Raw genomic sequence first — 2180 nt, 5'->3', positions numbered from 1 at the left:
ACCGCCATCGTGTCGTGATCGGCAAGGATACGCGCCTGTCGGGCTATATGCTTGAACCCGCGCTCACAGCCGGTTTCACCTCGATGGGCATGGACGTATTCCTTTTTGGCCCGCTGCCGACAACGTAATAGGAAGAATAAACGCCCTTTTCACCCAAGTCCAAATTAATTTGCCGATTCCATAATCAGGGTGTATTACAATTCCATAGAGTTTTTCAATCCAGGTGGTTTAGCTGATAACTTAACGATTGATCAGCTTCTTCGTGAAGATTACTCGCCATGGGCGCGCAATAAAAGGATATCTGCCACGTTCAAAGAAGCGCATTTTATTGAAAAATATGGGTCAGGCATCAAACGAATCCAAGAAGGCTTCGCATCCTATGGTCTGCGTCCCCCTGTCTTTGAAAATTTCCAGCACGGTTTTCGAGTTATTGTCTCATCAAAGCTACTTTTCGAATCTAATGAGGGAGTAAGTGAGGGAGTAAATCTACTATTTAATCAGATAAGAACTAATCCAGGAAAGCGTGCACCATTTTTAGTAAACGAGCTATTAGTTCCTGTCAAGATAGTAGAGCGGTGGCTCAAAATCTTAAGAGATGATCATAAAATCGAGTTTCGAGGAGCTCCTAAAAGTGGAGGATACTGGCTAAAATAGAAATCAATGATACTCTTAAGTGGCACCAATCGAACTCCTATTTTAGCATTTAAAAAAGTATCCTCACATCATTTTATTGAACAATACCTAAGGCTGCTCTGGCGGCATTGATATGATTATCGTCGTTGCACTCTACCGCAAAAGCGCCATATGCTAATGGAGCTGCAGCAGCCCTCTCTATAGATTGTTCGTAGAGCCTATCCCATATCGTTCCGCCTTGTTTAGCATACTCCGTTATCAAACTCTTCAGGCTATCCTCTCCAAAAACCGATACGTGACCAGAAAAGTCCAGTGCAGGATCACCCATATGCGCAGTAGACCAATCTATGATACCAGAGGTCTTACCTTCCTTCGAGGTTAAGACATGCCCTGCATAGAGATCGCCATGGATGAAACAAGTGAATTCAGGCCACAAAGGGTCATTGTCCAACCATCTACGGTATCTGTTTTCCAACGGCTCGCTGATACCTATCTCAGATTTCACCAAGTGGATACGGTCAGCTATTTCGGTCCTCAATTCACTTGGAGTCATTATTTTCAAGTTGCTCTTTCTCACATCGTCAGCTGTAATACGATGTAATTCGGCCAATGATTTTGCCAGAGACTCCACATAAGCTATGCTATCGCGATCTATGTTCCAAGAAACCTCATGTGTTATCGCATCGAATGTCAGAGCAGGCGCATCCTCCAGTAAAGGGTAGGCTATTAGGCGCTCCGATACAATTTTCCAATCAGGGACATTGATCGACAGGTTTCTTTTGGCTAAATCCAATATTCTACTTTCATTTTCGATTTGTTCAAGCATATCGCTTCTTCGAGGTATACGGAGTACCCAGTTCTCACCGTTTACTTCCTTTACAAAGGCAACTCTAAAGTCGATGCCCATCTCATTGACGCTCATCTCTTCCGAAATTCTCAGCCCATGCTCTAGGGCTAATGTTTGCATATCTTCGATTGTCATTTCTATACTGTTTTCTTTTATTAAATTGGTACCAGTTCCCCCGACAGGACATTCTGAATGTCATATACAGGTGTAACACTTTACCCATATTCTTTTCGTATGGATAACACTTCCCATCAGGGAACAAAAATCTGATACATGAATTAATTGTGAGACAGTAGACCTACTGTCGCATTGAAGCCATCTCGGCGACTATTTGATTAGGAAAACCAAGGCTTTGCCATCATAGCCTTATCATAGAAGTATAACATAGTTGTAAAGATAGAAAATTATTTTTTATTCATCCATGATGTTATTATTTTATAATAACATCATCTAAACATGTCCTGTCGCTCTTTTGTGCTGTGATATTTCATACCTATTAACTGCTTTCGTTTGAATTATACGACGTTCTACTCACAATAGGGCAAGGGTTACTCATTCCGTAGGATGCGGTTCACGTATAGGAAGAATAAACGCCCTTTTCACCCAAGTCCAACAGCTTTGGACCGCAGTTGACTCTTTCGACACCCCTGCGATGCAACCCAATCCGGCTGACGGGGAGCCAGCAACGCTGAAAATTTAC

Annotated in this window: 2 protein-coding genes and 1 pseudogene; 2 read left to right on the top strand and 1 reads right to left on the bottom strand. The window is 42.5% G+C overall.

The genetic code is table 11. The annotated features are described in order from the left end of the window. Nucleotides 1-122, top strand: a pseudogene (locus tag FTV28_RS13405) (hypothetical protein); the annotation flags it as partial. A gap of 67 nt (nt 123-189) precedes the next feature. Then, on the top strand, nt 190-654 hold the full coding sequence (locus FTV28_RS13400; protein WP_071830580.1) for an ATP-binding protein: 465 nt from the start codon (nt 190-192) through the stop codon (nt 652-654). Between the two features lie 73 nt (nt 655-727). Here the strand turns inward: FTV28_RS13400 and mph are convergent, their stop codons facing one another. Beyond that, nucleotides 728-1615 (bottom strand): Mph(E)/Mph(G) family macrolide 2'-phosphotransferase, encoded by an 888-nt coding sequence (gene mph / locus FTV28_RS13395; protein ID WP_071830579.1) that lies wholly within the window; start codon nt 1613-1615, stop codon nt 728-730. Nucleotides 1616-2180 lie beyond the last annotated feature (565 nt).

The organism is Acinetobacter sp. YH12252 (assembly GCF_013417365.1).
Lineage (GTDB): Bacteria > Pseudomonadota > Gammaproteobacteria > Pseudomonadales > Moraxellaceae > Acinetobacter > Acinetobacter towneri.
This window is presented reverse-complemented; position numbering and strand designations above follow the sequence as displayed.